Genomic DNA, 25213 nt, shown 5'->3' on the forward strand with positions numbered 1-25213 from the left:
TACATACTCTGGAACAGGGCCGTCACCCGACCGGCAGCATGTGTCCGGCCTGCAAAAGCTAGGACGGTGTTCGCGGGGTGCAAGGATGGTGCGGCACCGTGGCACGGTTATGATCTGGGCATCGGGATCGGCAGCACTTGTGCCCCCGTCAGGACCGCCACTGCACGATCGGACATCAGAGGTGCAAAAACAGGATCACTGCTGCGCATCCCCCCCGTATACGCGCCAAATGCCGGTAGAATGACACGGGTGTCATCAATCAAAAAGCAAGGTCGCGACAGGGTGCCTGCCTTAAGGCGCAGGCTGGCTTTGGGATGATAGTGGCCCGATATTTCAGAACCGGCATCAGGGTCAGCGATATGGCGGAACGCCAGCGGGCCGGTTTTATATTCAGCCATATGGGTGCCGCCCAGATCGACAGGGCCGGGATCATGGTTACCCTCTATCCAAATCCAGCGCCGACCAGCCATCAAAGTGGTCAGTTGGGTATGTTCAGCCTCGCTTAGGGCGTGCTGTCCCGCGCTATCGTCAAAACTATCCCCCAGACAAATCACGCTCAACGGATCAAGCGCGCCAACGGCCTGCGTTAAACGATCCAGTGTTTCGCGGTTTTCATAGGGCGGCAGCAAAGCCCCACCCCGCCGCGCCATGCGATCCGATTTGCCAAGGTGCAGGTCTGATACACAAAGCAAGCGCCGTTCCTGCCACCAAAGCAAGCCAGAGGCGAGGGCCGTAAGGTTGGCCTGATCGAGCGTGAAGGAATAGCCGTTCATTGCGCGGACATGCCGTCAACGGAGCAGGGAATCAAGCTATTTCAACCCCGCCTCGCGCATCAAGTCGGCAGCGAGACTCTCGGCTGCACGTTCCAGTGCCGCGCCATGGATCGGAACCTTGCCCACCTCAAGCAACATTGGCGCGCTTAGCGGGGTCACATGGGGGGCTTGAACGTGGTCAATGCGACCCTGCACACGCCGTAACATTTCCTCGATCCGACCGAAATCCACCAACCCGCGCATGGCTTCTTCGCGGGTGATTTGCAGCAATAAATGGTCCGGGTCATATTTCAGCAGGGTGTCATACAAAATGTCGGATGAAAATGTGGCCTGACGTCCTGTTTTGCGTTTCCCGGGAAGGTGCTTTTCAATCAAGCCCGAAATGGTTGCGACAGTTCTAAAGCTGCGTTTCATAACTGCATTCCCCGCAAGCCATCCGTCCAACCCGTCCCGTAAATCCTCGGGTGACAACAGGGTAGCAGGGTCGTTTACGGCGGTTAATCCCCAGATCAGCAAGGCGTAATCGGTCGCAACAAATCCTATGGGGTTCAGGTCGGCCAATTCCATCCGGCTGGTCAGCAACAACCCCAGCGTTTGCAAAGCATTGCGCCCAGCGAACCCGTAAAAACAAGTATAGGCGGTGGTGTCGCGCCAATAGCTTTCCACCAACATCCGGTCCGGCCTTGGCAGTGCGGAAATCTGGCGTTGCGTGTCGAGCCAGCTTTGCGTGTGATCCGGCAACGCAGACCAATCACCGCTGTTGATCAGTTCGATGACGCGGGTGGACAGCAGTGTAGAGGTGGCGAATTTCGTGCCGGAAAAAGCCGCAATGCGGGGTTTCTTGCGGCCTTTGGACACCTGAACCGTCATTTCGCGCAGACCTTCGTATTGCACCACTTGGCCGCCAATTAAAAACGTGTCGCCTTGGGTTAAAGTGGCTGCGAAATTTTCCTCGATCTCGCCCAAGGGCTCACCGCCGCGACCACGCCAGCGCACTTTCAAGGTTTCAGTGTCAACGATTGTACCCACATTCATACGAATGCGTTGCGCAGCGCGGGGATCGCGCAATTGCCAAAGCCCTTGCGGGTTTAACATCAGACGCTGCCACCTGTCATAGGTGCGCAGGGCATAGCCACCTGTGGCGCAAAAGTTCAGGCAGGCGTCAAATCCCACGCGGGTCAGGTTGCGGTAAGGACCAGCTTGACAGACCTCGGCGAACAACGTGTCGGCGCTGAACGGCCCAGCACAAGCGCGGATCAAAATGTGCTGGCACAGAACATCGCGCGGGCAATCGCCACGGGGCTCGCCGTCTAGGGTATGGTCTTTTACCGCTTCAAGCGCGGCCTGTGCCTCAAGCACTTCAAACCGGTTCGAGGGGACAATCACGGCGCGGGAGGGCGCATTGTAACGGTGATTAGAGCGCCCGATCCGCTGCACCAGACGTTTGATATTCTTCGGGGCACCGATCTGGATGACTAAATCCACATCCCCCCAATCAATCCCCAAATCCAGCGTGCCGGTACATACAACCGCCCGCAGACTGCCTGTGACCATGGCGGCTTCGACCTTATCCCGCGCTTCGCGCGACAATGAGCCGTGATGAAGCGCGATGGGCAGCGCAGCTTCGTTGGCGGTCCAGATTGCGCGAAAATAGATTTCGGCCTGCGCACGGGTGTTGATAAAAATCAGGGTGGTTTTTGCGGTTTCGACCAGTTTCAAAACCTCGGGAACCGAATAAACCGCGCCAGCACCGGACCATGGCGGCGGTGTTTGCGTGTGTAAAATGCGGATGTCGGGGTCTGGTCCCGGCGCGGCCAGCAGGACATTGCACGGATCAGGATGATTGGCCAGAAAACCGGCGAGGGCGGGTGGATCTTCGACTGTAGCAGATAGACCCACACGGCGCAGATCAGGGGCGAGTGCCTGTAGCCGCGACAGGCACAGCATAAGTTGATCGCCCCGTTTGCTTTCTGCGAGGGCGTGAATTTCATCGACCACAACCCGTTTCAGCCCTTTGAAAACCTTGGGGGCATCTTCGTAAGACAATAGAATAGCGAGAGATTCCGGCGTAGTCAGCAGGATGTGCGGTGGATCAGCCCGCTGGCGTTTGCGCCTGCTTTGCGGCGTATCCCCTGTGCGGTCTTCAACCCGAACCGGTAAATTCAGCGCCTCTATCGGGGTCTGTAAGTTGCGGCGAATGTCAGACGCCAGTGCTTTTAGTGGCGAGATGTAAAGCGTGTGCAGACCGTCCTGCGGGTTTTCAGCCAATTTTACCAGACTGGGCAGGAAACCCGCCAATGTTTTGCCACCGCCCGTAGGGGCGATCAGCAGGGTTGCGGGATCGTCCGCGCGCTCTAGCAACTGTTGTTGATGGGGGTGAACCTGCCAGCCACGGGCGTCAAACCAGTCTTTGAATTTTTGCGGCAGCTTGGTCATGTTTTAGACGTAGCCTGTGGCGGTGGCGTTGCAAAGGGGGCTGGCTGCCCCCTAAACCCCCCCGCGGATATTTTAGGAAAGAAGAAGCGGGGTGGGGCTAGTTTTTTGCTGGGCGCGGGGTTAGGGCGGTGATTTGGCGGATGACTGTTTCTGGCAGGCTGGTATCAGCGCCAAGCGGGGCGGCATCCAGCGCGCTTTCCACGTCCTTTTTGAGAATGCCGATTGTGTTGTCTAAGGCAAAACCGTCCCGGGCAAATTCGATGTCATTAAAGCCGGAAGCGAGCCAGTTTTGGCCGGATGACGTGTGGATCAGGTCAAGCAGTTTCTGTTCGTCGATATTGGCGGCGTCGGCCCAGTCGAGGATCAGGCGCGTGGTTGCCGTATTTGTGGCGGCCAGTAGATTGTTCAAGACCTTGGCTGCCATTCCAGCGCCGGTGTCACCCATGTGATGAAAATGTGCACCCATCGCGGAAAAAAGCGGCATGAGGTGCTGGATGTCTGTTTTAGGGCCACCAAGCATGAAAGAAAGACGCGCCTGTTCCGCAGCGATTGCAGCGCCGGACATAGGCGCGTCGATCAATGTGCAGGGGACGCGGGATTGCAGATCGGCGATGTAGCGGGGGGATACGGTGGAACTGACCACAAGATGGGTCAGGGCTGGCAATTGTCGTAAAAGGTTTTGCGCCCCGAATAACAGAGATTCTGTTTGCGGGATGTCGCGTACCACAGTGATCAGGACGGTCGTGTTCGTTGGTATGTCGCTGGTTTTATTGGTAATATAGTCGCCGATTGGCCCGTAGCTGATGGGATCGCGTAGATCAAAGCCGCTGGCAGGGAAATCCGCCTTGCGCAAGGCGGCCAGCATAGGTTCCCCCATGCGGCCACAGCCTGCGACAACAGTGTTCAGCTTAGTGTTCGACAACGGATTCTGCCACGAACAAGTTGGCCCAAGCCCGTTCAATCAGGTCAATTGCCATTGTATGCGGGCGGCCTTCATAATCGCAGATGGATTTCATCTGGGTGATCAGGAAAGGTGCATGATAGGCCGCATAGGTGTTGTCAACTTGTGGGTAAAGCTTTGAAAACAGGTGGATAAGAACCTTTTCATCCAATGGCATCTTCATCGCTTTGGACACCAATGCGTAAATCTGGATCATCTGGTCGCGGGTCGGGCGATCCACCAGAACCTTATAATAAATCCGACGCAGGGCTGCGCCGTCAAAGATTTCGGCGGGATGGAAGTTGGTCGAAAAGATCACCAATGTATCAAACGGCACTAGGAATTTTTCACCTGATTGCAGTGAAAGGATGTCTTCGCCGCCTTCCATAGGAACAATCCAACGGTTGATCAACGCCTGTGGCGGTTCGGACTGGCGGCCAAGGTCATCTACAATAAAGACGCCGCCCGTTGCCTTTAGCTGCAAAGGTGCCTGATAGGTTTTTGAGCTGGGATTGTAGTTCAGTTCCAGCATCCCAAGGGTCAATTCCCCCCCCGTGATCACCGATGGACGGTTGCACAGCACATAGCGGCTGTCGAATTGCACGCCTGTCCGCCGCAAGGCATTCGGGTCGACGACGCTTTCTTGTGCCATACCATGCACAATCGGGTCGTAAACCGAGATCACCTGACCCGAATATTCCAGCACTTTTGGCACAAAAATCCGGTCCCCAAGGGCGTCACGAATGCCATTAGAAATGGAGGATTTCCCGTTGCCCGGAGGGCCGTACATCAGGATGGATTTCCCCGAGTTCACCGCAGGCCCCAATTGGGTCAGTAAACCATCAGGGATAATCAGATGCCCCATTGAGTTTTCAAGTGCTTCTTGCGTGATGCCTACATCGGCCACAGATTGCAGCTTAACCTGTTCGCGGTAATGGGCCAGCGGGATGGGAAGCGCGCCGAAATATTCGGATTGCGCCAAGGCATCAAGCGCGCGGGATTTACCGCTTTCAGACATTTGATACCGCAGTTCCGTGCCAGTTTTACCCGTGACTTCAAGCATGTTCTGGCTGCGGGCCATTTCAATCAGTTCAAGCGCGACAGGCGTAGAACAACAAAGCGTTTTTTCCACCTCACCCGGGGTTGAAACGTTTTTACGAAACATGGTTTTAATTAAAATATCCCGTGCAAACACGGGGTTCAAACCCGTTGCCGCAATAGACATCGGAATTTGGGGATAGTGCAGAGTGCGCGCCTGCATATTCATTGTCATACCACTGCTTTTTATGTTTTGTATTTTATAGTCGAAGCCTACTCTTTCTATCTTCTACTGGTAAATAAAAACTGCATTTGATTTTGCGGATTGCGACGGTTTGATTTAACTTGTTTGAAACAGGCAACAGCCGGGGGCGGACGTGCGGCAATTATTTTGGTTTTGGTACGCATTGTTCCTGATTGGGCTGTTGGCCGTGCTGGCGATGATGCGTTCAAACAGCGGTGCTGTGCTGATCATGAGCTTTGACGGCGATGCGATTCACATGGCGCAGATCGTGTTGCGGATGCAGGCAGGGCAAGTGCCCCATCTGGATTTCTTGACCCCGCTCGGCGCCATGGCGTTTCTTCCGATTGTCTGGTTGATGGATCTGGGGTTTGGCGTCGGTGGGGCCTTTGCCTATGCGCCTGTGATGATCACCTTAGTCATGCTGCCCGCGCTTTACTGGGTGGGGCTATCGCGCTTTGCCCCCAGCGGCGCATTGGCCCTTGGTGCGGTCTTTTTAGTGCAGATGTTGGCGTTGGTTCACGGCGGCGTCGCGCCGACTGTGACCGCCTCAATGTACTATAACAACTGGTGCTGGGCAGTCGGGGCACTGCTTGTGGCTTTGGCTGTGGTGCCGTCCCGTTTGAACAATCGTTGGACCCTTTTGGCAGAGCCTATGATCCTCGGGGTTGGAGTCGGCTTTTTACTGCTGACAAAGGCCACCTTCGCGGTGTTTTTGCTGCCTGCGCTTATCCTTGCTTTGCTGATCGGCCGGCAGTTCAAAATGCTGGCCTTCTCTGTGCTGTGGTCGATGGTGTTTCTGACCTGTATTACGCTGCCCCTTGGGGGGCTGACCTATTGGCAGGGGTATGTTCAGGACCTGATGTTCGTGGCAAATTCTGCAGCGCGCGGGCAGCCGGGGGCGCCGTTGGTTTTGATGCTACTGGCACCGGCGCAAATCGTCGGAGTTTTGGCGGTTCTGACGGGCATTGTGTTCCTGCGTCAGGCGCGCAAATCGGGGTCAGCTTTGGTGTTGCTGGCATTGGTGGCGGGGTGGGTGTTGATCACCCATCAGAACTGGCAAAATGACCCTCATTGGCTTATCCCCGCAGGGGTGCTGGTGTTGGCACTGGCCCGCGATGTAGAGCTGTACAACCGCTTTGGCTGGCCCTTGAAAAGGGCGTTGCAGATCGTGTCGGTTATGTTGATGACCCTTGGAATGCCTTTGCTGGTGACACAAATTCAGTCTTTGTTGATCCACAACAGCCTGCGCCCAGATAGATTTGCCGCTGTGTTTCGATCACCTGCCAATAACGATTTGCGGTTTCGCGGCGCGAAGGATGGGGATTACCGCATAGACCGTCCGTTTACCGCTCTGGCCTCCAGCGGAGCGAAGCCCACTGTTTTGGCTGGGGAAACGCTGCCAGATTGCCAAAAATCCACCGGGCTGGTTGCGGAATTGATTGAAACGGGGAAACGGCTTGATCAAATGTCGCAGGCCAAAGGGGCGCAAACCCTTTATGCGGATTGGATCAACGGCTTGTGGCTGTTTTCTGATACTGCGCCCTTAACTGGCGGGGCACCGTGGTATTATGGGGGAACGCCGGGTTTTGCAGCGGCGGAATTCGTGGTGGTTCCGCTTTGCCCGATGGGGCAAGACGTGCGTCGTATGGTGCTGAGTGAAATCGAACAAGACCCTGCCCTGTCCTTTAGTGAGGTGTTGCGCAATGATTTGTTCATCCTGCTAAAACAGGATTAAGCCCGATACGATTGGGCGGTGGTCTGCGGAAATGGCCCTTTTAAAAGGCAAAAGAGGTTTGCATCACCAGATAACAGGCCAGCGACGCGCTAAGCGTGACGCCATAGGGGAATTTTCCGCCTACTTGCCAGGACTTCCAGCCCTTTAGGTAGGGTTTAAGGGGGGCAATCGCGCCAATCCCGCGGTGCAATGCGACCGTTAGCAGGGATAAAGCGGCCAATAACATCAAGAACATGGTCGCATCCCCAAGGGCAATGAATGGTGCCATTGCGGCAATGAATTTGCTGTCACCACCGCCCATATAGCCAAAAGCTGTTAACAAAAAACCAACCGCCAGCATCAAAGCCGCCTGCGCCAGACGCAATGCATAGAGGTCTAGCGGGAACAACAAAAGCCCCACTGCGGCAAATGCCAAAAACAGGCCCAGTGTGGTTTTATTGTATATTTTCATGTGCCGCAGATCGCTGATCGCAGCCCAGATACAAAAGGGCAGGGCGATCAGTAAAAGAACCAGCGTTGGGTCCAATCCCGTGATCATCAGCTTTTGATCGTACGTTTCAACGCTTCAAGGCTGCGCACCGCTTCTTCGAAATGGCGCGGATGGGTATCAATTGCATCTTCAAGCAGACCGCGCCCGACATCCGTGTCGCCCTGTTTGACCGCCGACAGACCCGCCGTGTACAGCATCTGTGCCTTTTCGGTTTCGGTCATCGGCACCACAGGCAATGCATAGTTTTTCTGCGCAGCGCGGGCCAGAACCAGATTGTTTTTGGCGGTGAACAGTTTGCGATCATAGGTTATTGCCTGAACAAACAGCTTTTCCGCACCCTTATAGTCACCGCGGGCCATTTTCGAATAGCCCCAGTTGTTCATCACATTGGATGGTTTGGTGGTCAGGCCAGACGCGATTTCGTAAAAACTGTCAGCTTTCTTCCACTTTTTCTGACTGTCCGCGATCATCGCTTCCAGACGGTAACGTTTGTAAGTTTCGACCGTTGGCGGGACTTTATTCAACTGGGCTTCGGCACCTGCCCAGTCATTGGTGCGGATCAGCGCATCCGCATAATCGATTCGGTCCTGATCCGTGCTTTTCGGGTCCTCAATCAGTTTTTCAAAGATCGGTACAGATTCTGTCGCCCGTTTGGCACGAACCAGAGATTGCGCCAACCCGCGACGAAAATCGGTTCGTTTGGGGTCTTTGGTCAGGGAGGATCGAAAGTATTCAACGGCCTCATTCGGATCGGCCACTGTCAACATGATGTCGTTCAAATCTGTCGCATCAACAACGCTTGTGGGATCGAGATCCGCTGCTTTGGATGCGTCGCCGTTTTCTGCACATGCGCCAAGAGCCAGCAAGCCAGCGATTGCGAGTGTGCCCATTAGTGGATTGCCCATGGGTCTGTTCCTGTACTGCTCGTTTTTATCCCGAGTTTGATGTGGATAGCAGCATGTAATTGCCGTTACCCCGCCTCACCAACTCGAATTCATTATTGTCATTAGGGGTAGAATAAACCGACTTGTCCATAATTGCGATAACTTTGGTCAAATTCTTGCGGATTTCTTCAGAATTTCCGTTATCAAGCCCATATGCGAGCTGAAAGACACGCTTTGCCTCTGGATATTCGCCTTGGGACTGTAAAACCACGCCCAGATTGTTCCATGCTGGCACAAATTCGGGGTCTTTATTGACCGCCAGTTCTAGCAATTCACGGGCATGGTGCAGCCGGCCAAGGTGTAAATTGGCAGAGCCAAGGGCGCTGAGCACATCTGCGTTCAATCCGATATTACCTGCAGCGCGGGTATACGCTTTTAAGGCAAGCTCATATTCGCCCGAGGCCATTAACCGGTGACCGACGGTAAGGCCGTCTACGGATTCGGTCACTTTTTCTGTACCGGGCGGGGCTTTGACGCCTTCATGAACCTCGGCCAGGGAACGCGAATTAACCGCAGGGTTCAGGGAACATGCCGTCAGAAAACCGCAGGCTAAGACTGCCGCTGCAATAGCTGATTTATTTTTGCACCATGTGAACATAGATATCAAAGACCGAAGGCCCCACCATAATTACGAGAAGAGGAGGCACCGTGAACATCATGGTGCAGAGTGTCATTTTTGTGGGCAGCTTGTTGGCTTTTTCTTCGGCGCGGGTCACACGTTTATCCCGCATTTCCGAGGCATAGACGCGCAATGCCTCGCCCAGGGATGTACCAAAGGTGGCGGACTGGATCATCACGGTGACAAATGCAGAAATGTCCTGACAATCGCAGCGTTCGGCCATGTCGCGCAGCACGACGGGCCGTTCTTTACCGGCGCGCATTTCATTGGCGACGATGGTGAATTCTTCGGAGAGGGCAGGGGCCGACGGAGCAATTTCTTTGGACACACGCTGTACAGCTTGGTCAAGGGACTGGCCCGCTTCGATACAGACCAGCATAAGGTCGAGCGCGTCCGGAAAGCCGTTCAGGATTTCTTCTTGGCGGGTGGCACGGCGTTTTTCGACCCAATAGATCGGGGCGTAGTATCCCACAAAACCCGGGCCTAAGGTTTGCGCAGCCAGCCATTTCAGATCGGACGGGGCACCCGTCAAAATGAATGTATAGACGGTGCCGATCAACAAACCTGCAAGGCCAAGAACCAGTTGCATAAAGTGGAATGTCCGTACCGCACCTTTGGTACGATAGCCCGCTTGGATCAATTTCAAACGGCGATCGGAAAATTCCTGTTGGTCTTGCGGTTCCAGATAGGCCGCGAATTTATCGAGGTTCGGGCCTTTCTGTTTTTCGCGCAATTCCAGTTTGGGTTGGTTGCCGGCACCGCGCGAAGGCGTTGGATTACGCACACCTGAACCGGCAAGCCGATCAAACGGATCTTCTTTTTTGGTCAGCAGGAAGGGGAGAGTCATGACGATGAAGAACACGCCAAGCACGCCCATAGCGATCAACGGCCCGGCTGGGCCCAGAATTTCTACAAGGTAGGTGTTGATCTGTTCGAACATCTGATGGCTCCTATACCTTGATATTGACCATATGGCGCATTACCAAAACGTTAATGGCAAGGGCGACAAAAACGCCAATCGCTGCGGGCATGTAATATTCAGTCGGTTTTACGGCATCATAATAGGTTGGGTTCATCAGGTTTACGCCGCCAAGTGCTGCCAATGGAAAGCCAGACAAGAACATGCCGGACCATTTCGCCTCGGCGGTGATGGCATTAACGCGGCGGAACAGTTTGAAACGGGACCGGATCACCTTGGACAGACCGTCCAGAACTTCGGCCAGGTTACCACCCGCTTTAGCCTGGATCGCAACAGCCACAGTCAGGAAGCGCAGGTCGGGCACGTCGATCCGCTCTGCCATATTGTTCAGGGCCGAGGCAATATCAGCGCCGTAAGCGGTTTCATCGACGATCATACCGAATTCAGAGCCGATCGGGTCTGGCATTTCATTGGCTACGATGTTGATTGCATTAGAGAAAGGGTGACCAACACGCAGTGAACGCACGATCAGATCAACGGCATCCGGCAGTTGCTCTTCAAAGGCGGCCATGCGTTTTTTCGCCTTGCCGTTAAGCCAGAAATAAACGCCACCCCCACCGATCAGAACAGACAGGATGCAGCGCAGTGTCAGGCCGGTTTCAGTGAAATAGGTCAGGCCGCCAAAGCTAAGTACAGCGACAAAGCCCATCACCATAATCAGCGCGGTTGGTGAAAACGCAATGTTTGCTTGCTGCGCTTTGTTGCTAAGGATCGACATGATCGGCAGTTTCAGCCCCGAAAGGTGCTGATCCCGCTCTTTGCGCAGGGCTTCAAACACTTCTTCCTGGGCTTTGCCGGTTTCCATCAGGGCCAGCCTGCGGTTCACGCGGCTGTTAAGTTTGATGGATTTGCCAAAGGTCACAAGATAGATACCCTCGACAATCAGCACGACGCCGACGAAGATCAAAAGATAGATGACTGCTTGCGTACCCATAATATTGTTTCCTTATTGCGCTGCGGTTTGGCGGCGCGGAGAATAAATGCTGGAGGGCAGATCAAAGCCCCACTGTTTGAAGCGATCAGAGTAGAGCGAGCGCAGGCCTGTTGGGGTAAAGTCACCAATCAGTTTGCCGTCTTTGCCTGTGCCTTCGATTTCGTATTTAAAGATTTCCTGCAAGGAGATCACATCGCCTTCCATGCCGGCCACTTCGGTAATGGACACCATACGACGAGACCCGTCTTGCAGACGTTTAACCTGAACGATCAGGTTGACAGCCGATGCGATTTGCGAGCGCATGGCGCGCAGGGGCATTTCAACACCGGTCATGGCGATCATGTTTTCCAGTCGGGCAACCGCATCACGGGCCGAGTTGGCGTGAATTGTGGTCATGGACCCGTCGTGGCCTGTGTTCATGGCCTGCAACATGTCGATAACCTCGTCGCCGCGAGTTTCCCCAACGATAATCCGGTCAGGACGCATCCGCAGGGCGTTTTTCAGACAGGCACGGGCGTCTACTTCGCCTTTGCCTTCCACGTTTGGCGGACGGGTTTCCATCCGCGCCAGGTGAATCTGTTGCAGTTGCAGCTCGGCGGTGTCTTCGATTGTGGCCACACGTTCGTCATTGGCAATGAAACTGGACAAAGCGTTCAGCGTGGTGGTTTTACCAGACCCTGTACCGCCGGACACGATAATGTTCAGACGGCAGGCCACGGCGGCCTGCAAATAGGCGGCCATTTCATCGGTAAAGGCCCCGAATTTCACCAGATCGTCGATACCGAGTTTGTCTTTTTTGAATTTCCGAATGGACACAAGGGCACCATCAATCGCGATGGGTGGGACCATGGCGTTGAAACGGGAACCGTCCAGCAAACGCGCATCCACGTAAGGGTTTGATTCATCGACACGACGACCAACAGCCGACACGATTTTATCAATCACCCGCAACAGGTGCTTGTCATCGCGAAACACCACTTTAGACAGAGACAGCTTACCGCTTTTTTCAATGAAGATCTGTTTGGGACCATTGATCAGAATATCGGCGATGTCTTCGTCTTTCAGAAGCGGTTCCAACGGGCCAAGACCCGTGACTTCGTCAAACATTTCGCTGTTCAGGTTGGTGCGTTCTTCTTTTGACAGAACCAGACCCATTTCCTGAAGACCATCCGAACAGATAGCCGCAATTTCACGGCGCAAGTCAGCCTCTGACGCGGATTCAATCGCACCGAGGTTCAAGTTTTCCAAAAGACGGTTGTGCATGTCCAGACGGACATCCATCAGCTTTTGCGCCCGACGTTCTTCACGGCTGAGGTTATCTGCCTTGGTCTTTGCCGCGGCTGGCACAGCCTTAGGGGCCGCTTTCGGAGCTGCTGCGGCCGGTGCTGCAACAGCTTCAGGCGCGGTTTCGACCACAGCGACCGGAGCTTCCGGTGCTATATCTGCCGCAGGTTTGGAGTCTGATTTTTTATATCTTTTAAACATTCGTTACTCCCCTTTATTGCGCGTCGTCTTTTACAAGTTCCGATATTGTCTTAGCGATCTTTAGAATCTCTTTACGAAGCGGATTTTTTGCTGCGAGTTCGGCCAACGGGATGCCTTCATCGCCGGAATTGGCCACTGGTTTGCCGCCATCTGGCAGCGAATAGCGGAAATCAATTTCCAGGCTTTCAGCCATCCGCTTGACCCGGGCCTTGCCGGACATGTCGGTAAATTTGGGTGCACGGTTTAGCGCGAACTGCACTTTTTCAAACGGCAGGTCTTCGGCTTTCAACGTGCGTACGAACCGCAAAGCGTTCTGTGCGCAACGCATATCCAGTTCCAGAATGGCGAAATACAATTGTGCTTCTTCCAGAACGGTTTCAGACCAGCTAACCAACGCCTGAGGAACGTCAATGATTACAAAGTCATAGCTGGATTTTGCCAGCGTGATGATATTTTGGATGCCGTCCGGTTCGACAAATTCCAAAGGCAGGGCGTCGATCGGCGAAGACAGCACATCAAGGCGGTCCTTATACGCTGACATCGCCTGTTTCAAACCCGTTGCATCGGCTGCTGCTGCATCCGAGAGGAATTCAAAAACCGCTTCTGTGCGCGGTACATCAAGATATGTGGACACCGCACCGTACTGAAAATCGAAATCGAGAATACAGACTTTTTTATTCTCATTCTCACCAATTTTCTGAAGCTCCCAAGCCAGATTGGCTGCGAATGTGGTGGCGCCAACGCCGCCACCCAGGCCGTAGACGGGTAAAACGATTCCGCTGCGACTGGTATCAGCGGGGGTAACCGGGGTTGCCGGGGTGGCTACGACGGGCACATCTGGCACTTTGGAGATACGTTCAATCGCATCATGCAGCGCGCCTTCGGGCAGGGGGTAGGGGGCGAAATCATCACAGCCCATGCGCATCAACTGATGCAGGGCAACGGTGTTCAACTCGTTCGGAACGAGGATCACGCGAATGTCTCTTTCACGGGCGGTGCGGATCGCATTCGCCACTAGTGTCAGGTCTTGCTCGTCGTTTTTATCCACGGCAACTGTGACCAGTTTCAGGTCTTTGCCAATGTCGGAATTTAACGCAGCCTCAGCAGCTTCAAAGGTTAAGGCGCCCCAATTTTCATCAAATTCGGCTTCCATATCTTCAATCAGAAGATCAAACGCTTCGATATCCCGTGCAATCGCACAAGCGATCACTTTTCCCGCGTCTTTGGTGTCTGTATCGGCGCTCATAACCTCGGTCCATCCAGATACGGGATTGATCCCGCTTGTTTTTTTAGCGCGGTATGCGCCTGCTCATATGGTCGGAAATATATTAGGAATGTGGTAATTTTTAGATTGATGCGGGCAATTTTAAGAATTTTTGCCCGCATCAAGCTTGGGAGAAGCTTATTCTTTTTTGTCTTCAACAGTGTAGGTCGTGCTAATATACTGATCATACACATATTTTGCGTATTTCCCGTCCAGATCAGAGGCCTGACCTTTGCGGGCGAACCCTGATACTTCGGTCACAGTCCGGCGGTTCTCACGATTGGCAGCTTCTGTCAGAACCACAGGCTGGGTTTCCCCGAATGAGGCGACCGCTTGCAGTTTTTTGCGGCTGACGCCCTGACTGACAAGGAAGTTCACCGCAGCAACAGCCCGTTGTTTGCCCAGACGGCGGTTGTAGGCGTCAGAGCCGACTTTATCCGTATGGCCATAGACGCGGAATACGATCTGCGGGTGTGCTTTGATCCACTGCGCCTGCTGGCGCAACATGCTTTGTGCGGTTGCATCAAGCGCTGCCGAGTTAAAGGCAAAAGTGATGCGGGCAGGGGCCTCGGCTGCGAATTTGCGCGTCAGATTTGCGGCCATTGATCCAGCCAGATCGCCCGATTGCACCGCGACGTTATTGGCCGTGGCAACCCCCAGGCTGCTGTCTGTGATTTCATAGCCAGCTTCAGGGCCGAGGTAGGCAAAGGTGCTGTCGGTGGCCGAACACCCTGCCAAAGCAAGTGCGAAGACGGCGGTGGACGTGATTGAAAGCGTTTTCATGTGTCTTACTCCATCACATAGCCGTAGGACCCGGTGAAGTCCTGCGACGATACTGTTCCGGTGGCACCTTTTACGGCTTTACCCTTGCGATTACCGCTCACGTTCCCCAGCAAAAACAATTCGCTTTCGTTCGGGATCTTAATACGGTCGGTTGGCAGGCTCAGGCTGTCGCTGTCTACCGGGGTCACCAGATGAGGCGTGACAATCACAACCAGCTCGCTTTGGTCACGGGCATAGTTTGCACTGCGGAACAAGGCGCCCAGAATGGGAACGTCGCCAAGCCAAGGCACTTGAGAAGCCGCATCGGTGAAGTTGTCTTGTAACAGACCCGCAATCGACATGCTTTGCCCGTCGCGCATTTCCACAACCGTTGTGGCTTCGCGCTTGGAGAAAGCGGGGATGACAGAGCCGCTGACGGTGATCGACTGTGTCGGGTCCAGTTCGGACACCGCACTTTCGATGGTCAGGTTGATCAGGTCGCCGTCTACAACAATCGGTTTGAACTTAAGTTGGATACCGAAAGGTTTGTATTCGATTTTAACGCCGTCGCCGTCTGCAACTGGGACGGGGAATTCACCGCCTGCCAGAAACGCCGCTTCGTTGCCTGAAATCGCAACAAGGTTGGGTTCCGCCAATGTGCGCACCAAGCCTTTGGTTTCCAAGGCTTCCAACATCAGGTTGATTGCCAAATCACCCGAGGTGAACCCGAGAGAGAAAGCACCCTGTTGGCCTGTTGTCGCTGCCCCCACACCCGTTGTTGTGGGGGTTTGCAGCAAGGACCCTGTCCCGATTTGTGCAATCGGGCTGTTGCCCGTTACGTTTACACCGATACTGGCGGACAGGTTTTTGGCAACACTGCGCTGCATTTCTGCGAAACGGACTTTCAGCATCACTTGCTGTGATCCGCCGACCGTCATCAGGTTGGTCACACGTTCAGGTGCATAGCGTTCCGCCAGATCCAGCGCACGGGCCAGTTTCTGTTTACCCGAGACGCGGCCTGACAGGACGATCCCGTCATTGGCGGTGCGCACTTCAATGGGTTCGCGGGGGAGGATTTCGCGCAGGCGTTCCTTGAACTCGGCCAGATCGGGCGAGACATGGACATCCACGTTGGTGATCAGTTTCCCGTCGGCCCCAAGCAATGTCAGCGTGGTGCGTCCTGGGGATTTACCGAGCACGTAAATTGTCCGATCAGACAGGGTCGCAATATCGGCAATGCCGGGATTGGCCACTGAAAGCTCTGCAAAGGGTTGATCGGATTCCATCACGATGGCCCGGTTAACCGATACTTTGATACTGCTGGTTGTCGCGCCACGCATGATTTTCAGCACGTTTTGTGCCGTTGCGGGGGTCGCAACATAGCTGGTTGCGCATACGCCCAACAAGCCTGCTGTTAACAGGTGTTTCATATTCATGTGATCCTGCCTCTCTGAACCACTACTGCTTTGGTCTGGGTCTTTGATGCCCAATTATTACCGCTCACACTGCGTCAAATGCGTTTTATTATCAAGATTCAATATTTTATAACGGGTCGTGTATGTTGATTCGGGGCAACAGTGTCACACTTTGGTCATGGCTCTACACGGACCAAGACAGCAAAAAGGGCGCCGAAGCGCCCGATTTTCCGAGATTTGTCAAAGATTGGTGTCGAATTTAGTTCGAGCAGGGGATCGGGATTTCGATCACATCGGCACCACGGCGGGTTTTGATGGTGCAGATTTGCTTTTCAACCAGTTTGATTTGTTCCCGTCCCAAAAGATCGTCTTTGGTGATCTCGATCTGTTCAGAAGTGGTTTCGTCGTCGATCCCGCGCAGGGACAACAGCAGTTTGCCGGTGGATTGCGCTTGAACCAATGCAGCGATGGTTTTCACATTCGCGGCAACCGTCACAGTGCGGGCGACTGTGGTCACATTGCGTGAAGCATCGGCTTGTTGGTCAATCGCGATCAGTTCTAATCCATTCAGGATCAGTTTTGTCACGGTTTCAGTGTTGGATTGCCCAGTCCAATAAACGTCAACTTTATCGCCAGGGCGTAGGAAGCCAGACACACCAGAGGCAACATCAACGCGGATGGCAAATGCACGCATGCCTTTTTTCAACCGCGACGAAACGCCAGCGTCTTCGCCAAGGCGGGTCACTTTGGTGGACAAAATTGCTTCACCAGGTTCCATCGTACGCAACACTGTGCGGAACTCATTGGCATCTTCGCCTGTGCCGATCAGTGTTTCCAATTCGGAAAAGGAATTCTCAGGAACGGCCGCCAAGGGGAATTCAACAGCTTTGACATCGTCTTTTGTCAAAGGTTTGCCGTAGTCCAGTTCAGTCGCCGCTACATAGACGGTTTTCAGGTCGATCTTCTGAATCTGAGGTGTGTTTTTCTCTGCCAGAGCTGTTTCATATTGATTGAAACGCTCCATTGCCATGTAAACGGCGCCGCCTGCGATAGCGACCCCCATTACCAGCACCAATGCAAATACCATACGCATTTTCTTCACCCGCTCTTTTGTAATCTCGTTACTTAGTTTAACTCATTCAGTCGGTTGAGTTGTTACCTGTGGCGGCGCGCTATTGCGTGCTGCCGTCTTGGCCTGTGCCTTGGTGACATCATTTGTCGCGCACCAGAAACACGCTTGGTGTTCCACCTAAAAAAAAGCGCGATCCGATCTATGATCGTTCGCGGCATACAAAGTCTTGGGGTTTGCTGCCGCCTAGCGCGGTGGAGAGCGAAGGGCGCTAAGGCCCTTCGCTACAGCATCAGTCAGCTTAGGAAACAGAAGTCGCAGACAGCTGAGTGTTGATGTCGGAGGCCAGATCTTCCATGCCGCCACGGATCGCTGTCACTACAACGCCACCAACCAGAACCAGTGCTGCTGTCAGAACAACCCAGTCAACTGTTACTGCGCCATCTTCGTCTTTTGCAAATTTAAAAAGTTTCATTTTTGTACCCTCCAAGGTCACATTTGAGTTTTTTCGTAGACCCGTTTGTTTTGGTAGAGCGTTCTCGTCAATGCTCGTCCCGTCGTGTCTATGAAGCTATTTATACTCGGAATTGTGACCACACTTTGGCGCTGAAACTTTGAATATCTCAGATTTTCACTTTTTATCGAATTAAATTGGAAAACTCTTTGATTTCAAGCGGATGTCTGCCGATAAAAAGTGAAAACAAATGCAAATTCAGGGGGGCTTCAGGCCATTACGACAAAAAAGCCACAGTTCAACCACACAATTATCTAGCTTTGACGCCCTTTTTTTGCGATTCCTTTGAAAACAAAATCAAAAGAGCAGCGCAGTGACAGGTTATTCCGCAGTAAAAGCGGTATGTGTGGCAGGGATGATCGTCTTTGGCGGTCAACCGGTCCCAACATACGCCGCGGGGGGCTTTACCTTTAAAAAGGTGGGCGTCCCCAACAAGCCGGTTGGCAAGCGCATTGATGTGCAGATCACGCCGGATGAAGACTATTACAAGAAGCTGCACAAAGAAAAGATGGAGAATGCAAAGAACAAAGAGCCTGAAAAGACCGTTGTGGCCACAGCCCCTGTGACACCGGCGGATTTGCAGGATTGGTTCTGGACGTCAAATTCTCCCTCTTTAACGGCGGCGCGCTCGGGTCGATTGGAAGCGGCTTTGCAAAGTCTGGTGTCAAACCCAGGCCATTCCGCGCGGCTGTCCCCGAACATCAGCCATATGCAGACTCTTGCGGATAAATACGGCGGCAATATTTTGTTGGCTACTTTGGGCAAAAACGTCTCGCCTGCTTTTGTACTGGCAGTGATCGGTGTGGAGTCCGCAGGTAAGGTCGATGCGGTTAGCGGGGCAGGGGCTGTGGGGTTGATGCAATTGATCCCCGACACAGCAGCGCGGTTCAACGTAGCCGACAGTACCGACCCTGCGCAAAATATCAAAGGGGGTGCAGCCTATCTCGATTGGTTGCTAAAAGAATTCAAAAGCGATCCGTTACTGGCGCTGGCTGGGTATAACGCGGGCGAAAACGCGGTGAAAAAGCACCAAGGCGTGCCGCCATATCCGGAAACCCGCGCATATGTGCCCAAGGTCGTCGCGGCATGGCAAGTTGCCCGCACATTGTGTATGACTCCGCCAAACTATGTGACAGACGGATGCGTCTTTAAGACAAGAGCCAGTAAATGACCCAGAAAAGACCGCTTGCCGTTGATATCGACGGCACGTTCCTGAAAACGGATATGTTGTTCGAGGGCTTTTGGCTTGCCATGGGTAAACAGCCCCTGAAGACGATCAAAACCGTATTCCAGAATTTCAAGGATCGCGCCCGTTTGAAACGGGAAATCACCGATCTGGCGGATGTGAATGTGGAGCTGCTGCCAGTTAATCCCGACATTCAAGCCTATATAGACGAAGCAAAGTCCGAAGGGCGTGAGGTGATCTTTGCCTCCGCCAGTGATGCGTCACTGGTGCAAAGGCTGGCGGATTATCACGGGCTGGACGGGGATCACATCGGATCGGACGGTCATGTGAACCTGAAAGGGGATGCTAAGGCAGCGGCGCTGAATGCCCGGTTTGGCGAGGGCGAATACGCTTATGCAGGCGATCAGGATCTGGATCTGAAGGTTTGGAAATCCGCAGGCGAGGCGATTATTGTCGGTCGTCACCCCAAAGCGGTGCGGCAGTTGAAAGCCGACGGGATCGAAGTTGTGCAGGTGAAAAAATCCTGGTCGCGGCGATCCTTGGCCATGGGGTTGCGCCCCCATCAATGGGTGAAGAATGCGCTGCTGTTCCTGCCGCTGATTGTGGCCCATTCCACCGATCCGCTGGCTTTGCTGCGGGTTATTCTGGCCATAGCCGCGTTTTCAGCGGCGGCTTCGTCTATTTATATCGTCAATGACCTGCTGGATCTGGAAGCAGACCGCCAGCACCCGAAAAAACGCTTTCGCCCGCTGGCATCCGGCAATGCACGGATTCCCGATGCCATGTTAATGAGCGTCGCTTTGGGAATTTTTGCCCTTGGGGTCGGTTTCATCATGGGCTGGGCGCTATTGGGGGTGATCGCGCTTTATATGGTGTTGTCCTTATCCTATTCCCTGAAGCTAAAGAAAATGCGCTGGGTGGATATCGCCACTTTGGCGGGTCTTTATACGTTGCGGGTGATTGCGGGTGGTTTGGCAGCGCAGGTGCTGGCCTCTGGCTGGTTGGTCGGGTTTATCTTTCCCACGTTTCTGGCGCTTGGCTGCGTGAAACGCCTGACAGAGCTGACTTTGGCAAAATCTGACGGCAAGGTTCCGGGCCGCGGCTATCGCAAATCGGACCGCGAGGATTTGGTGAACGTGGCAGGGCTTGGCGTGTTCTTTTCGCTGCTGGTGTTTCTGATGTACACGTTCAGTGACACAGCCGAGGCTTTGTACCAAGACATCTGGATGCTGCGACTGGCGATCATTCCGCTGGCTTTGTGGCAAATCCGCATGGTGCTGCTGGGCTGGCAGGGCAAACAGGATTATGATCCGATCGTATTTGCCATGCGTGATAAATCCGGCATTGCCATCATCGCGGTGACGGTTCTGATCCTGCTCTATGCCGCAGGCGAGATCGTTTAGGCGGTTACCGCCCTAGACCGACAGTTTCTTGAAAATCGGTTCAGGAATGGATTTGATAATCGCCATGATGTAGCGCCAGAAAAACGGCGTATAGAGCGTGTTTTTGCGTTTCACATGGGCGTTCCATAAATCATTGGCGATCTGATCAGGGCTGGCCACAAGGAACATGCCTTCAATCCCCCAGGTCATGGCCGTATCCACAAAGCCCGGTTTCACGGTCACAACATGGCCGCCCGAACGGTTCAGCCGATTGCGCAGGCCTGACAAATAGGTGTGAAACCCCGCTTTGGCCGCGCCATACGTGTAATTGCCGATGCGCCCGCGATCCCCCGCAACCGAACCAATCCCCAGAACCGTGCCGCCTTTGCGGGATTCCATCAAAGGGGCCAAACCGTGCAGGAAATTCACAGGTCCGGTAAAGCTGTCCTGAATGGTCAGATCACCGATCATCGGGTCCGCATCTACATCGTCTTGGGGGGCCATAGACCCCACAAAGACCGCTGCGTTGACAATACCGTCCTTTGCTTGGGCCGCTTTATAGATTGCCGCAAAGGTTTTCGGATCACGGGCATCAAACAAAACCGGCGTAGCGCAGGGCGCGCCGCGCAACAGGCAATCCGCGGCGGTGCGGTCCAGATCGTCTTTGTCACGGGCGGCCAAAATCACATCCGCGCCTTGGGCGGCGGCCTTGCGGGCAAAAGCGCGGCCCATAGCCGAGCTGGCACCCAGAATAATCCAAGTCTGGCTCATGCTGTTTCCCTTAATTTCAGGCGGCGAACCAGATCGGTTTTGAAATGGCCTTCGGGATCGGCGGCGGCCACGGTTTTCTGCCAGTCCGCCAGTTCCGGATACATATCTTTTATCTGTGTCGCAGTGGCCAGACTGTCTTTGGCAAAGTAAATTCGCCCACCTGCCTGCGCCGTCATTTTGTTCAACTGTTTCACCAAAGCGCGGGATTTATCCGAATTCGGAAAGTCGAGCGCGAGGGTAAAACCCTCCATCGGGAAAGACAGCGGCCCTGCGCGCCCTGCACCCGTGCGTTTTAAAACCGCAAGCGGCGACGCCAGACCCGCATCGGCGATCAGGCGCAGCATTTCACGCAGGGTTTGTTCGGCGGTGGCATCGGGCAGCACACATTGAAACTGGTGAAACCCGCGTTTGCCGTACAGTTTGTTCCAGTCGTGGATTTTATCCAGCGGGAAAAAGAAATCCCCAAGGCTGCGCAGAACACCGCGCCCGTTTGTGGGGATGCGGTTGAAATAAAGCGTGTTGAACAGACGCACAGTTGGCGGAGACAAGGCAAATTTTGGCGCGTTGAACGGCACTTTGCGCGGCTTGCGCAGCTTTGGGGCCATGTTGGATTTGGTCAACTCTGCCTCTTCCAGAATGCCGCGCCCAAGGGATTGGCCATTGGCCGTGCCGTCGATCCAGCCCACACAATAGGTCGCGGTGGAAGATTTGAGCATCTGCATAAACTCGGCCAGATTGGCGGCGCGCCGTTCATCCACCTGTATCAGGCGCGACGAACATGGGGTCATCTGGATTTTGGCTGACAGGATCACACCCGTCTGCCCCAAGCCGCCGATTGTGGCGGCGAACAGGTCTTTGTTGCGCGCAGGTGTCAGGGTTTTCAAGCTGCCGTCCACACAGAGCAGTTCAATCGACAAAACGTGCTGGCCGAATGTGCCCGCGCCGTGGTGGTTTTTGCCGTGGACATCATGGGCAATACAGCCCCCAAGCGTGGCAAACCCCGTTCCGGGCATCACGGCGGGCATCCAGCCTTTGGGTGCAAACGTGTCGAGCATGGCGGTGATAGAGACCCCGGATTCGGCATTCAATACGCCTGTTTCGGGATCAAAGCCGATAAACCGATCCAGACGGTTCATATCAATCGCCGCGCCATCACTGTTTATGGCCGCATCGCCATAAGACCGCTGCGCCCCGATCGCAGGGGCAGGGGTTTCAGTGAAAATGGCAGCAAGGGCGGATGGTCTTTCAGGGCGTGCCAGTGTGACAGCCCCCGAAAGCACACGGCCCCAGCCTGTCAGTTCAGCGGTTTTCCAGCGCATGTGGCCTCCGTGCGGCAGCGGTTTCTGCAAAGGGGAAAATAAGTACACCCAGCCCGATGGCGAACCAAAGAGTTGTAATGCGGATGATCGCAGTGGCAGGGATCGCAATGTCAAGCGGCACCCCCTGCAAGGCCAGCAAGGCCAGCATGGCTGCCTCTGCTCCGCCAACCCCCCCCGGAAGTCCTGTGGCACCGCCTGTCATCATAGAAAAGACAAAGATACCGACGCAGGTCCAGACGGGCAAGGAAGCGCCCATCCAATCCAGCAGCAGGTAAAAGGCGTAACCTTCGGCGAACCAGCCCAGAAACCCCAGCGCAAAGGCGGGGAGGGCGATAGTGGGCTGTGAAAAGGGTTTGAGCGACAGGGCTGCGCGGCGGGCACGGGCAAACAGGCGCGGCTTGCGACCCGTCATCCTGTAAACCACCGTGACGCACCAGCGGAACAGGCTGGGACGTGTGGCAATGATTGCGGCCAGAACGGCGATCAGTGCAACGGGGATGCCCCCTTTGATGCCTCCTGCCATTACCAGCATGGCCGCGGCCAGCAACAGCCCCGAAGACGCCAGATCAGCGGCACGATCCACCAGAACCAGCGGCGCGGTGCGTTCCACACTGGCCCCTGTTTCACGGTTGATCCAGCGCACGCGCACCAATTCCCCCAGTCGTCCCGGGGTCATGGTCAGGGCAAAGCCGCCCAGATAGTGGCGCAGCACCTGTAGCGGGCGCAGGTTCAGCCCAAGGGCGCGGCCATAAAGGAACCAGCGAAATGCGCGAAAGGTGTAATTTACCAGTGACAAGGCCAGCAGGACTGCGATCTGTGTGACAGAGAGCAGAGTGATCTGATGCCAGATATCCTCACCCGAGGCGGTAGCGAAGGCAAGAATGCCGCAGCCCAGAAAAATCGCCAAAACGATCAGGGTCGAGCGGTATGGATGCGCGCCGTTCATTGCGGAAATCATTTTCTCTGCCTCAAGCGGTCTGTATCTGTGCCGCGTTGCCCGATCACTAGCCGTCGAATTGGGCCAGAGTGTGGCAGGTTTCCAAGGCAACTGTTGCAATTTGAACAGTATAATCCGCATAAAATGAGTCTGTTCACGGGGTAAAAATAGGCGCAGGCTGGGCGGGCAGCCATCTTGAATATCAAAGGAGAGCCAACATGCCCGACATCCCGAATATTGCCCAGAAAGCCCCGTATCCTGTCGAGGTGGAGGCGGGGAAATCCTATTTCTGGTGCGCCTGTGGTAAATCGTCCAAACAACCGTTTTGTGACGGATCCCACAAAGGCAGCGCCTTTACGCCGTTGAAATATGACGCCACTCAAAGCAAAAAGGTCTTTTTCTGCGGCTGTAAACACGCCGGCAAAGCGCCGCTGTGTGACGGTACCCATAAAGACCTGTAAACGTGAAAACGGCCCCAGACAGAATCCAAGGCCGTTCTAATGCCTAGGGTGCGTGGTTCCCCACGCACCGCCAAATTAATTCACCAAAGTCGCTTCTGTCAGCGAGTCGATTTCCTCGCGGGTGACGCCATCGGCCATTTGAACCAGCTTCAGGCCGCCTTCGACCACGTCGAACACACCTAGATTGGTGATGATGCGATCGACAACGCCCTTGCCTGTCAGCGGCAGGGTGCATTCTTTCAGCAGCTTGCTTTCACCCTTTTTATTGGCGTGATCCATGATGACGATAACCTTGCCAACACCAGCGACCAGATCCATCGCGCCGCCCATGCCTTTGACCAGCTTGCCCGGAATCATCCAGTTCGCCAGATCGCCGTTTTCAGCCACTTCCATTGCGCCAAGGATCGCTGCTGCGATTTTGCCGCCGCGGATCATGCCAAAAGACGTGGCGCTGTCAAAATAGGCGGTGCGGGACAATTCGGTGATTGTCTGCTTGCCTGCGTTGATCAGGTCAGGGTCTTCATCGCCGTCAAAGGGAAACGGGCCCATGCCCAGCATGCCGTTTTCCGATTGCAGGGTGATGTCTTTGTCACCCACATAGTTTGCCACCAGCGTCGGAATCCCGATGCCAAGGTTCACATACCAACCGTCTTGCAGTTCTTCTGCGGCCCGTTCGGCCATTTGGTTTCTATCCCAAGCCATGGTTCAAGCCTCCTCACGCTGGCGCACTGTGCGCTGTTCTATACGTTTTTCGTGATCGCCCTGAATGATGCGATGCACATAGATGCCGGGCAGGTGGATGTGATCGGGGTCAATGGACCCGCGTGGAACGATCTCTTCTACTTCAACCACGCAGACCTTGCCACACATGGCCGCTGGCGGGTTAAAGTTGCGTGCCGTTTTGCGGAACACCAAATTGCCCGTGTCATCGGCTTTCCAAGCTTTGACGATGGCCAGATCAGCGAACAGACCTTCTTCGAGGATGTAATCCTGCCCGTTGAAGTTCTTAACTTCTTTGCCATCAGCAATCACAGTGCCCACGCCGGTTTTGGTGTAAAAGCCCGGAATGCCACAGCCGCCCGCACGCATGCGTTCTGCCAAAGTGCCTTGGGGGTTGAATTCGAGTTCCAGTTCTCCGGAAAGATACTGGCGCATGAATTCGTCGTTTTCACCCACATAAGAGGAAATCATCTTTTTGACCTGACGGGTTTGCAACAACACGCCCAAGCCAAAATCATCCACACCCGCGTTATTGGATGCGACGGTCAGCTGTTTGGTGCCAGCCTCTTTGATCGCTTCAATCAGATTTTCAGGGATACCGCACAGGCCAAAGCCGCCTGCCGCGATGAGCATTCCGTCGAACAAAAGGCCGTCTAATGCCTCTGCTGCGGAGTTGTAGATTTTACCCATTGGGGCCTCCTCGTTGCAATTATTCCGTGTTTACGCTGCGTCGCAGCGATATGCAACTGCGCCGCTATGGGCTGATCAGGGTTAACGTTATCGCTGGGCTTGGGCC

24 protein-coding genes are annotated in these 25213 nt (G+C 54.5%); 4 read left to right on the forward strand and 20 right to left on the reverse strand.

Going from position 1 to position 25213, the window contains the following annotated elements; genetic code table 11:
* Window positions 1-107 precede the first annotated feature (107 nt).
* From pdeM to GGE09_RS04695, 4 genes are all read right to left on the reverse strand, one after another.
* Window positions 108-773, reverse strand: coding sequence for a ligase-associated DNA damage response endonuclease PdeM (gene pdeM, locus GGE09_RS04680; RefSeq protein WP_309744336.1), 666 nt, complete (start codon window positions 771-773; stop codon window positions 108-110).
* A 36-nt stretch (window positions 774-809) separates the two neighbouring features.
* Window positions 810-3209: a ligase-associated DNA damage response DEXH box helicase gene (locus GGE09_RS04685; protein WP_309744338.1), complete on the reverse strand. Its 2400-nt coding sequence runs from the start codon at window positions 3207-3209 to the stop codon at window positions 810-812.
* A 97-nt stretch (window positions 3210-3306) separates the two neighbouring features.
* The gene (locus tag GGE09_RS04690; RefSeq protein WP_309744340.1) at window positions 3307-4131 is read right to left on the reverse strand and encodes an NAD(P)-binding domain-containing protein; all 825 of its coding nucleotides are present in this window, start codon (window positions 4129-4131) and stop codon (window positions 3307-3309) included.
* Window positions 4118-5416, reverse strand: a complete 1299-nt coding sequence (locus tag GGE09_RS04695) for an ATPase (RefSeq protein WP_309744841.1) — start codon at window positions 5414-5416, stop codon at window positions 4118-4120. Before GGE09_RS04695 ends, GGE09_RS04690 begins: the two co-directional genes overlap by 14 nt.
* 148 nt (window positions 5417-5564) lie before the next feature.
* Here GGE09_RS04695 and GGE09_RS04700 point away from each other — a divergent pair, with 148 nt between their 5' ends.
* Window positions 5565-7166 (forward strand): hypothetical protein, encoded by a 1602-nt coding sequence (locus GGE09_RS04700; RefSeq protein WP_309744342.1) that lies wholly within the window; start codon window positions 5565-5567, stop codon window positions 7164-7166.
* 40 nt (window positions 7167-7206) lie between these two features.
* Here the strand turns inward: GGE09_RS04700 and GGE09_RS04705 are convergent, their stop codons facing one another.
* The 11 genes from GGE09_RS04705 to GGE09_RS04755 all read right to left on the reverse strand — a co-directional run bounded on the left by GGE09_RS04705 (window position 7207) and on the right by GGE09_RS04755 (window position 17602).
* The gene (locus tag GGE09_RS04705; protein WP_309744344.1) at window positions 7207-7704 is read right to left on the reverse strand and encodes a prepilin peptidase; all 498 of its coding nucleotides are present in this window, start codon (window positions 7702-7704) and stop codon (window positions 7207-7209) included.
* Window positions 7704-8561, reverse strand: a complete 858-nt coding sequence (locus GGE09_RS04710) for a tetratricopeptide repeat protein (RefSeq protein WP_309744346.1) — start codon at window positions 8559-8561, stop codon at window positions 7704-7706. The genes GGE09_RS04705 and GGE09_RS04710 overlap by 1 nt, the downstream gene beginning before the upstream one ends.
* Window positions 8562-8586: 25 nt before the next feature.
* Window positions 8587-9048 carry a tetratricopeptide repeat protein gene (locus GGE09_RS04715; RefSeq protein ID WP_309744348.1) on the reverse strand — a complete coding sequence of 154 codons (462 nt, stop codon included), beginning with the start codon at window positions 9046-9048 and terminating at the stop codon, window positions 8587-8589.
* 127 nt (window positions 9049-9175) lie between these two features.
* Window positions 9176-10159, reverse strand: a complete 984-nt coding sequence (locus tag GGE09_RS04720) for a type II secretion system F family protein (RefSeq protein ID WP_309744350.1) — start codon at window positions 10157-10159, stop codon at window positions 9176-9178.
* 10 nt (window positions 10160-10169) lie between these two features.
* The gene (locus GGE09_RS04725; protein WP_309744352.1) at window positions 10170-11132 is read right to left on the reverse strand and encodes a type II secretion system F family protein; all 963 of its coding nucleotides are present in this window, start codon (window positions 11130-11132) and stop codon (window positions 10170-10172) included.
* A gap of 12 nt (window positions 11133-11144) precedes the next feature.
* Window positions 11145-12617, reverse strand: a complete 1473-nt coding sequence (locus tag GGE09_RS04730) for a CpaF family protein (protein ID WP_309744354.1) — start codon at window positions 12615-12617, stop codon at window positions 11145-11147.
* 13 nt (window positions 12618-12630) lie between these two features.
* On the reverse strand, window positions 12631-13863 hold the full coding sequence (locus GGE09_RS04735; protein WP_309744355.1) for an AAA family ATPase: 1233 nt from the start codon (window positions 13861-13863) through the stop codon (window positions 12631-12633).
* Between the two features lie 156 nt (window positions 13864-14019).
* A complete protein-coding gene (locus tag GGE09_RS04740; RefSeq protein WP_309744357.1) occupies window positions 14020-14664 on the reverse strand; it encodes an OmpA family protein in 645 nt (214 codons plus the stop codon).
* A gap of 5 nt (window positions 14665-14669) precedes the next feature.
* Window positions 14670-16079, reverse strand: coding sequence for a type II and III secretion system protein family protein (locus GGE09_RS04745; RefSeq protein ID WP_309744359.1), 1410 nt, complete (start codon window positions 16077-16079; stop codon window positions 14670-14672).
* A gap of 238 nt (window positions 16080-16317) precedes the next feature.
* Window positions 16318-17151, reverse strand: a complete 834-nt coding sequence (gene cpaB, locus GGE09_RS04750) for a Flp pilus assembly protein CpaB (RefSeq protein ID WP_309744361.1) — start codon at window positions 17149-17151, stop codon at window positions 16318-16320.
* A gap of 277 nt (window positions 17152-17428) precedes the next feature.
* Window positions 17429-17602 carry a hypothetical protein gene (locus GGE09_RS04755; protein WP_172827912.1) on the reverse strand — a complete coding sequence of 58 codons (174 nt, stop codon included), beginning with the start codon at window positions 17600-17602 and terminating at the stop codon, window positions 17429-17431.
* Between the two features lie 352 nt (window positions 17603-17954).
* Here GGE09_RS04755 and GGE09_RS04760 point away from each other — a divergent pair, with 352 nt between their 5' ends.
* Together GGE09_RS04760 and GGE09_RS04765 are read left to right on the forward strand one after the other, a co-directional pair.
* Window positions 17955-18812: a lytic transglycosylase domain-containing protein gene (locus GGE09_RS04760; protein ID WP_309744364.1), complete on the forward strand. Its 858-nt coding sequence runs from the start codon at window positions 17955-17957 to the stop codon at window positions 18810-18812.
* The gene (locus GGE09_RS04765; RefSeq protein ID WP_309744366.1) at window positions 18809-20230 is read left to right on the forward strand and encodes a UbiA family prenyltransferase; all 1422 of its coding nucleotides are present in this window, start codon (window positions 18809-18811) and stop codon (window positions 20228-20230) included. The genes GGE09_RS04760 and GGE09_RS04765 overlap by 4 nt, the downstream gene beginning before the upstream one ends.
* A 12-nt stretch (window positions 20231-20242) precedes the next feature.
* Here GGE09_RS04765 and GGE09_RS04770 read toward each other — a convergent pair whose 3' ends face one another.
* From GGE09_RS04770 to GGE09_RS04780, 3 genes are read right to left on the reverse strand one after another with little or no spacing between them, the layout of a single operon-like run.
* Window positions 20243-20980 carry an SDR family NAD(P)-dependent oxidoreductase gene (locus tag GGE09_RS04770; protein WP_309744368.1) on the reverse strand — a complete coding sequence of 246 codons (738 nt, stop codon included), beginning with the start codon at window positions 20978-20980 and terminating at the stop codon, window positions 20243-20245.
* Window positions 20977-22299, reverse strand: coding sequence for an FAD-binding oxidoreductase (locus GGE09_RS04775; protein ID WP_309744370.1), 1323 nt, complete (start codon window positions 22297-22299; stop codon window positions 20977-20979). The genes GGE09_RS04770 and GGE09_RS04775 overlap by 4 nt, the downstream gene beginning before the upstream one ends.
* Complete coding sequence (locus GGE09_RS04780) at window positions 22280-23257, reverse strand: lysylphosphatidylglycerol synthase transmembrane domain-containing protein (RefSeq protein ID WP_309744372.1); 978 nt, start codon at window positions 23255-23257, stop codon at window positions 22280-22282. The genes GGE09_RS04775 and GGE09_RS04780 overlap by 20 nt, the downstream gene beginning before the upstream one ends.
* Before the next feature lie 197 nt (window positions 23258-23454).
* Between GGE09_RS04780 and GGE09_RS04785 the strand changes: the two genes are divergently transcribed.
* Window positions 23455-23697, forward strand: a complete 243-nt coding sequence (locus tag GGE09_RS04785) for a CDGSH iron-sulfur domain-containing protein (RefSeq protein ID WP_309744374.1) — start codon at window positions 23455-23457, stop codon at window positions 23695-23697.
* Window positions 23698-23772: 75 nt separating this feature from the next.
* Here the strand turns inward: GGE09_RS04785 and GGE09_RS04790 are convergent, their stop codons facing one another.
* Window positions 23773-24399, reverse strand: a complete 627-nt coding sequence (locus tag GGE09_RS04790; protein ID WP_309744376.1) for a 3-oxoacid CoA-transferase subunit B — start codon at window positions 24397-24399, stop codon at window positions 23773-23775.
* Between the two features lie 3 nt (window positions 24400-24402).
* Entirely contained in the window at window positions 24403-25107 is a 705-nt protein-coding gene (locus tag GGE09_RS04795) for a CoA transferase subunit A (protein WP_309744378.1), read from the reverse strand.
* Window positions 25108-25213: the final 106 nt, after the last annotated feature.

Source organism: Roseobacter sp. N2S (assembly GCF_031454055.1).
GTDB lineage: Bacteria > Pseudomonadota > Alphaproteobacteria > Rhodobacterales > Rhodobacteraceae > Amylibacter.